7 protein-coding genes and 1 pseudogene are annotated in these 7202 nt (G+C 54.4%); 2 read left to right on the top strand and 6 right to left on the bottom strand.

Features of this window, described 5'->3' with window-relative positions; translation table 11 throughout:
• Both ACR0MJ_RS20235 and ACR0MJ_RS20230 read left to right on the top strand, forming a co-directional pair.
• Positions 1-386, top strand: a pseudogene (locus tag ACR0MJ_RS20235) (helix-turn-helix domain-containing protein); the annotation flags it as partial.
• 153 nt (positions 387-539) lie between these two features.
• A complete protein-coding gene (locus tag ACR0MJ_RS20230) occupies positions 540-1649 on the top strand; it encodes a Fic family protein (RefSeq protein ID WP_170683914.1) in 1110 nt (369 codons plus the stop codon).
• An 82-nt stretch (positions 1650-1731) separates the two neighbouring features.
• On the opposite strand, the gene ACR0MJ_RS20225 is transcribed toward ACR0MJ_RS20230, so the two are convergent.
• The 6 genes from ACR0MJ_RS20225 to ACR0MJ_RS20200 form a co-directional block, all read right to left on the bottom strand.
• Positions 1732-2661 carry a nucleotidyl transferase AbiEii/AbiGii toxin family protein gene (locus tag ACR0MJ_RS20225; protein WP_170683916.1) on the bottom strand — a complete coding sequence of 310 codons (930 nt, stop codon included), beginning with the start codon at positions 2659-2661 and terminating at the stop codon, positions 1732-1734.
• Positions 2651-3472 (bottom strand): type IV toxin-antitoxin system AbiEi family antitoxin domain-containing protein, encoded by an 822-nt coding sequence (locus ACR0MJ_RS20220; protein WP_170514492.1) that lies wholly within the window; start codon positions 3470-3472, stop codon positions 2651-2653. Before ACR0MJ_RS20220 ends, ACR0MJ_RS20225 begins: the two co-directional genes overlap by 11 nt.
• 292 nt (positions 3473-3764) lie before the next feature.
• Entirely contained in the window at positions 3765-4466 is a 702-nt protein-coding gene (locus ACR0MJ_RS20215) for a competence protein CoiA family protein (protein WP_170683918.1), read from the bottom strand.
• A 73-nt stretch (positions 4467-4539) separates the two neighbouring features.
• Complete coding sequence (locus ACR0MJ_RS20210) at positions 4540-4911, bottom strand: ubiquitination-like system serine protease family protein (protein ID WP_480762369.1); 372 nt, start codon at positions 4909-4911, stop codon at positions 4540-4542.
• A 1-nt stretch (position 4912) separates the two neighbouring features.
• A complete protein-coding gene (locus tag ACR0MJ_RS20205; RefSeq protein WP_170683920.1) occupies positions 4913-6307 on the bottom strand; it encodes a ThiF family adenylyltransferase in 1395 nt (464 codons plus the stop codon).
• Positions 6304-7155 carry a multiubiquitin domain-containing protein gene (locus ACR0MJ_RS20200; protein ID WP_170683922.1) on the bottom strand — a complete coding sequence of 284 codons (852 nt, stop codon included), beginning with the start codon at positions 7153-7155 and terminating at the stop codon, positions 6304-6306. Before ACR0MJ_RS20200 ends, ACR0MJ_RS20205 begins: the two co-directional genes overlap by 4 nt.
• Between the last annotated feature and the right edge of the window lie 47 nt (positions 7156-7202).

Below are 7202 nucleotides of genomic sequence, written 5' to 3'. Positions count from 1 at the left end.
GCAGTGACAGTGAAATTGAGGGGCACAAAGATGACTCTTTGAATCCGGAAGTTAAGAAAGAAAAACTTTCTCAGATTCAGGTTTCTCCAGACCAAATGGAGCGCAGTTTTCCACGGCTATGCTCAGAACTACGCTTTGCAAAAGATCAGCACCACTGTGATCGGCTTATGGATGAAATCGCGGAGTATCTACGGCTTGACCAAACCTGGTATGCAATGAAATCGACGTTTGGCCCAGCTATTCGCTTCATTGTTCTCGGATACATCTTTCAACGTGCTGAGAACATACAGTCTCCAGGGGCTTACCTGATTTCATTACTGGCTAAGATCGAAAAGGGAGAACTGTCCCCAAAGGCAATGCTATCGCGGACTTCCAATGCTGCTTAAAATTGAGGAAACAGGACAAGATTTACGTATTCAGATTATACGCCCAACCGATGATTGGATCGAAAGGGTTGAAAAAGGTGAGCTATAGGATTGACCTCTATAAATCACATACCCATAAATAGTGAGCTATAGAAAGGAATCTTATACCTCACGATGTGGAACTGGCAGAACCCTGACTGGCCGACCTTTCGTTACGATGTCGCAAGACTCGAACCATATGAGCAACAGTTCCTGTTGTCCTCAGGGGAAGTTCTTGGAGCGGTTCATCATGTGAACACATCGGATCTAGATCAATTGCGTATCGACCTGCTAAGCGAAGAAGCGATGAAGACCAGCGCGATTGAGGGCGAGATGCTGGACCGGCTCAGCGTGCAATCTTCCTTACGTCGGCATCTTGGGCTGGCTCCCGACAGTTATCCGTCCAAACCGCGCGAGCAGGGGGTTTCTGAAATGATGGTGGATGTTTACTCCACCTACTCGGAGCCGCTATCACATCGCACCCTATTTCGGTGGCATGACATGCTCCTGTCCTATGAAAGGCGTCTGGAAACGATTGGAGCATACCGGAGCCATGAGGATGCGATGCAAATCGTCTCGGGCAGGCTCGACCGCCCAACGGTGCATTTCGAAGCCCCGCCTTCACATCAGGTTCCGGGAGAAATGGACCAGTTCGTAACCTGGTTCAACCGGACCGCACCGGATGGTCCCGAACCGTTGCGCGCACTGATCCGGGCCGGATTGAGCCATCTGCATTTTGAGAGCATTCACCCCTTTGAAGACGGTAATGGCCGGTTGGGCAGGGCGCTGGCTGAAAAGTCCCTGGCGCAAAACATTGGTCAGCCAAGCCTGATTGCACTTGCTTTCACGATCGAGCGAGAGCGGAAGGCTTACTACGACCAACTCGAACGCCATCAAAAAACGCTGGACGTCACGCCATGGCTCGTCTGGTTTGCCGAGACCGTCCTTATAGCCCAGCAGGTGACTCTTGAGCACGTTGGCTTCTTCATATCCAAGACGCATTTCTATGACCGGTATCGTAATCAGTTCAACGCCCGGCAAAGCAAAGTAATCTCACGTTTGTTCAAAGCTGGACCGGATGGGTTTAAAGGGGGATTGAGTGCGGAAAACTATATTTCGATCACCGGAACATCGCGCGCCACGGCAACGCGGGATCTGCAAGACCTGGTAGAGAAGGGGGCTCTGACCCGAACAGGTGAACTCCGATACACGCGATATTGGTTAATGCTAGATCGGGACGGGTAGCGAGCTGAAACACGGCACGAAGGGCGGGTAAGCGGCGCGGAAATGTCCCCGCGCTTTCAATTTGTCGGACTCTGAATTTAAATCAGTCGAAGAGGCGACCTAGGAGTTTCTCGAGTTCTTCCCTTTGCTCGACGTGCTTTTTCGGGTTGTCCCGGATCAGGCGCTCCAGATTGAGAAGCTTCCAACGCACGGCGGGAAGATTGGCGGCTTGCGGTCGATCTATTTCGGCGAAATCCGGCACGCCATCCTGCAGACTGAGCAAGAATTGTCTGGTGGGTTTGTCGAAGCGAGATTGGATATCCGCAATCAGTTGGTTGCGCGTAGTCAGTAGGTCATCCAGACCGACGGCTGACTTAGTCATGCCCTCGAACTCACGCACATAAGGTTGATCTAGGGCGATCAAGTTGGGATTCAGCAATTCGTGTGCCGGGCGTGCCGAACAGGCGATGTAGATCAAGAAAGTCCGGAACAGATCATCCGTCAGTCCTTCGTGTTCGTAGAGCAGCTTTACATCATAAAGATCGCGTGGATGCTGGCGATCCACGGCTGCGTGGAGCTTACCGCCGAACAAATCTTCGAATGAGACGATCTGCATTTCTGCATAGCCAAACGCGTCTGCTACGGCGTCGGAGACCGCCCGGGTTTCGGGGTCATGAACAACGCCGCGTGTGACAGGCGAGGTCTCGATTTTGACTTCTGCACCTTCCAGACGCGCAAGCACACGGGTGGCGCCGCCCCCACCTCCTTTTATTCTTTGAGCCTTCGCCCCGCCGATACCCTTTTCGATCGACTTAGCGATACGATCCATGGCTTCGTTGATCTCGGCGAGGCTCTGTTCACGCTCTTTGATCGGCAGATATGTCAGGTCGATATCAACCGACAGTCGCGGTAGATCGCGATAGAAGAGGTTGATTGCTGTCCCGCCCTTGAGCGCGAATATCTCTTCCTTCGCGACGTAAGGCAATACACGCACGAGAAGGGCTACCTGGGATTCATAATTCCTACGCGCCATTTTCTGCCCCTGTCGTGACGAACTCTTCGGGTACCATGATGCGATATCGCGGATGTATCCGACCCCCTTCGACCAATGCTCGATCCCCCGTCCCGAGGTTGAAGGCGTCAGCATCAAGTCTTTTGCGCCAGGGGTGATTGTGGCGATCCGCAAAAACGAAGAAGAGGCGCCTGACCTTTATTTTCTTGCAGCTCAGCAAGAGCGCTGAGAGCAACTTAGGTCGTAGCGTCGTCAAGCCCTCGAACACCATGTCGAGGTTGTGAAAACTCTCATGGTCCGGCAATTCGTCCATGGCTTCCATGACAGCCCGTTCGGGGGCCGACATGCGCAGTTGCCAGTCCCACGGGAGGGAGTTTTCAGATTTTATGTCGTCATTTGTAACGCCAAGTTCCTGGTCAGCGAACAGCGACGTATTGCGCGTTTCTATAGGTGCATTGAGTGACAGCTTCGTGAGCCAGTTGGGTATTTTGTAGCCATAGATCCAGACGGGGGCGTTATTGGCCAAACGCAGGTAGTGGTCGTAGCCCTGTTGTGAGAGAGCGGTTTTGCCGCCGACATGAATATCATAGCCCATGATATGTTGCATCGAGATCAGGCATGCCTTCCAGTCAACGGTGTTTGATGCTGGCGGATTGGGAACAGGTCGGCGGAAAACGCCGCGGTGAACGCGTTCGAGCCAGCCCCGTTTTACATAGTCGCGAAAGGTTTCGTAGGCTATGCCATGGGCTGTGAGCCAGTTGGCATCGACGAGATATCCCGCGGGCACTGAGTCGAGAACTTTCTTCAAATTTTGCGATCTTCCAGCGTTCATGATGCCCGAAATCATATGATTTCAAAGAAAAGGCAAGAGAATCTCTTTGAAAAGTACATATTTAAAGCGTCTATAGCGCTGAAAATAACACATTATTAAAAACACAGCGCCACGTGGAAACCCATCGGAATACCCGGGATAAATGGAAGATTCCGGCGCCAAGGGCGGAGAGTCGCCATTCGCTGCACGTGCGGAATGACTAACCTCACAACCTAAAAGCTGACATTGAGAAGCCAATCTAGGAATCGCTTCAGGCACCAGACAATCAGCCGCTAAGAAGCCGCCTTATTAGTCAAAATCTGGCCCGACGGCGACGGTATCTTGCTGTCCGACGTTCAGGCTGGCCAAATAACACATCGGGGATGGGCCTGCTTTCAGAGATATGCTCGACCAGTTTGAGTTTCGGGTACTCAAATCCATATACCCAATCGTTCTTAATTCGACGGAGGATCCAAACTGTGTCTTTGCCAAAATCGAATGCAACGATTACTCCGACGTGAACCCATTCTTTGATCAGCCGTGAATCATAGACCCAAATCTGTTGAACAAGCCCATCCTTCGTTGGATGTTCTAAGCCGTCTTTCAGTGCTGTTTGAAACTGCACGGGATCCGTCTTTCGCCTAGTTCCATCGACAACCCAGAACATCGGATTGTGAAATTCCGTTCTCTTACGGGCCTCTGTCGGCTTGATGTAAGAGTGCTGAAACTCGACAACCAAACCCTTTGGCGTCTTGATGTCTGCGATATGAAGTTCACCCGCTTCATCTCGAGCTGGGATCTCCTGCCAATCAGACGGGAAGTGGTTCTTCCAGTCCCGATGCCACTGCGTTTCGTTTTCCCACCAGTGGTCGCAATGCCGCTGACCTTTATGGGCCCAGTGCCAAACTTTCTTGGTTCCGCATCGTGCGATGAGTTCTGCACCACATCCTGGGCATTTGCCTTTGGCGCCTGGGGTGGCTTCAACTCGTTTGCCCTCGTCTAAAGCGAAACGCATCGATACGCCCCCACCTGTGCGGGCCGTGTACCGCGATACCCCGATCGCTTTATTCGCTCGCAAACCATTTGTGTCATTCCATTCTCTTGTTCGGTGATTGCGGCCGCCCACCCTTGCACCAATGAACCTGACCCTTTTTGACCCAGAAGTGGCATCCACAGACATTTTGCTGATGCACCGACGGGTGGAGTGTGGGTCTCTGCCAGAAATCTGTCCTAATGCTCCAGCGAGGTCGGAGATCTGGGTTGAGAGACAAAGCGATCCTCTCGCCGCAGCCGCCAGGGCAGGAGAGACAGGCCCATTTTTGGATCGCGCCGCTCTCGACCAGGATTAACTCGTCCGGTTCTGTTTCAGGCGATTGCGGAAAGGCGTCCTGTCTGCTCACCAGATAGTCATACCTCAGCACTCCAAGCTGCCGAAGCAGGTTTGCCAATAGCTTTTTCATCTCACGTCACCATGTCCAGAAAGGGTGTCATGTCCCCCCGGCCCAGCGTTTCAGTTGCATCACAACACGGGCAACCCGGGCGCGGCGAAATCTCAAGAAAACGTTCATCGCGCGCGTGAAACCGGCGCATCCGCGTCGGTGCCATTCCGTTTGCTCCGGCAAATCCGGTGATACCGGTCAGCCATTCATTGACCGCCATGGCACCCGCCTCTGTCGTGAAGGTCACAACGGCAGGGGAGGGGTCACCCTCACCAAGCAGATAGGCTTCCTCTTTCAGTTTTTCATAAGCCTCCGGATCAGTTCGCTGCATGGCTTCCTCGCGCGCGCGTTGCGGGTTGATGAACCCGCCGCAAAGCAGACAGGGGTGTCCGGGCACAAGGGTGGTAACCCGGGCAAACAGATCGAACGACTGAGCATCGCGACGCTGCATTGCGAGACCGACATCGATGACCGCAATGCCATAGAAACGGGCGAAGCGGTTCAGAAAGAGCCGACCGGCGTGATCATCCGTGCAACAGAAAATCACATCACAAGACTTCAATGCGTCCCATGTGCATGGCTCACCGGCCCAGGCATCGATGGTTACCAACGACATGCCAAGATCGGCCTCTGCAACTGTCCGCGCGTGAATGTCGGCCTTGGCTCGAAGAGCATCAACATCCTCCTGTCGTGCGCCGTGGAGCCTGTTGAGATTTGTATCTTCAGCATGGTCCTTTTCGAAGAGGACCGCCTCGCGCACGCCAAGACGCATCAGCAAAGGCAACACTGTGCTTCCCGTAGCGCCCCCTCCGGAAATGCCGCAGCGAAACTGCGTGATCATTGCATTGGCCTGATCGCCGAAAAGTCGGGTTTGACGGTCCAGGAAGCCCAGCTCGCTGCCGCTCTCCGCGGTGAGTGTCAGACGCGGTCCTGTGTGAAGGATGCGCGTGATGGCCGTTGGCTTGTCGGCCGTGCGCCAAATCCTCACGGCAATCTCGCCGCCGTTCGCAATCAAAACGCTGATCAGCCCGGGTGCACCCTTGATCAGGGCGGTCCGCGCAAGTTCCGCCTCGTTCCGATCATCTTGTTTGGAAAAACGGGCCCGGCCCTTTGGATGGGTATGAACGATGGCGGGAACTAGGCCATCGGACTTGGCGCGCCCAAGCAATCGCATGAAGCTATCGGTTTGCCATGTCACGTGGCGTTCGGAGGCTGAGACCACGTCGTCATCATCGAGGTCGATGAAAGCATGCGAAATGAGCCGTGTGCGAGCAGAGTCCGTCCAGGGGTCTTTCTTAATCGTCGCCGTCCCAAAAAGCATGTAGGCGGAACGCTCGGCACCGGCGCCCTGCGCGAGCAGGGACCGGATACCGGCTTCGTGCGGACCAGCCAGAACGATATCCAACGGGCTCTTCATGGCCGCGCCTCGGCGAGCGCAGTTTTGATCCGCGCCACCATCGTGCGCAATCCATCAATCCCGGGCCGCCAGGCATTGTTGTGGCGCGACCAACGCTGCCAAACACGACCTGCATAAGTGTGCTGGACCGTGCAAGCTTTCGGGACCTGACCGCACGCCAGCGTCAAATGCGGAGAGGCATAAAACATGTCAGGCGCGCAATCGGGATACCCGGCGGGCAGGAGTACAAGGATGTCGGCGGCCTCGACATTGAATTTGCCTTCCGGCAGGTCGAGCGACTTCAGGATGATGCCGGTCTCACGGCCTTCCTGAACGACGTCGAACTGATAGCCGTGGTCCACCAGAAAAATCTGATCAAACGACGGAAGGGTGTCCCCCTCCGTGGTCTGATCGATGAGCGAGATAAACCGCTCCACACCCTTGGCATCGAGATTGATGACATCGCTGTCAGCAATCTTGCGGTCCTGCTGGCCCGGGATTTCCTGCCAGAGATTATAGTTCGCCGGCAGGTCCGCAAGCTTGCGCAGAACAAATCCGCTGATGCACGCGCGCGGCCATTCAAGATCCTTGTCGTCGATCTTGAACTTGAAGACACGGTCCGTCCGCGCGACCAGGACCTTCTCTGCACCACGACCGCGCAGGTCATAGCTTTCGTCGAGACGAATGTCTTCGAAGTCCCCATTTGGCAAAATGGCGATTGCCACATGCTCATCAACAGGATGTCCGCCGACAGCTTCGATCAACTGGCGACCGAGAACCTTGGGGTCATCGAAAACATGCTTTTTGAAGTTGAGGCCCTCATCGGCGATGAAGACCGGGAAGCGAGGATCATTCGCTTGCGATTTCATTATGTTAGTCCTTATGAAGTGGTCGGACACAGACCCCATGTCTGCGC

It is taken from the genome of Ruegeria sp. C6, from assembly GCF_056537625.1.
Note: the sequence above shows the minus strand (reverse complement) of the source record. Positions and strands in the feature narration are given on the sequence as shown.

Bases quoted from the DNA above. Each gene is read 5' to 3' on its own strand.
- ACR0MJ_RS20210 (WP_480762369.1), bottom strand. From the start codon at position 4,911: ATGAAAAAGCTATTGGCAAACCTGCTTCGGCAGCTTGGAGTGCTGAGG.
- ACR0MJ_RS20205 (WP_170683920.1), bottom strand. From the start codon at position 6,307: ATGAAGAGCCCGTTGGATATCGTTCTGGCTGGTCCGCACGAAGCCGGT.
- ACR0MJ_RS20225 (WP_170683916.1), bottom strand. From the start codon at position 2,661: ATGGCGCGTAGGAATTATGAATCCCAGGTAGCCCTTCTCGTGCGTGTA.
- ACR0MJ_RS20220 (WP_170514492.1), bottom strand. From the start codon at position 3,472: ATGAACGCTGGAAGATCGCAAAATTTGAAGAAAGTTCTCGACTCAGTG.
- ACR0MJ_RS20215 (WP_170683918.1), bottom strand. From the start codon at position 4,466: ATGCGTTTCGCTTTAGACGAGGGCAAACGAGTTGAAGCCACCCCAGGC.
- ACR0MJ_RS20200 (WP_170683922.1), bottom strand. From the start codon at position 7,155: ATGAAATCGCAAGCGAATGATCCTCGCTTCCCGGTCTTCATCGCCGAT.
- ACR0MJ_RS20230 (WP_170683914.1), top strand. From the start codon at position 540: ATGTGGAACTGGCAGAACCCTGACTGGCCGACCTTTCGTTACGATGTC.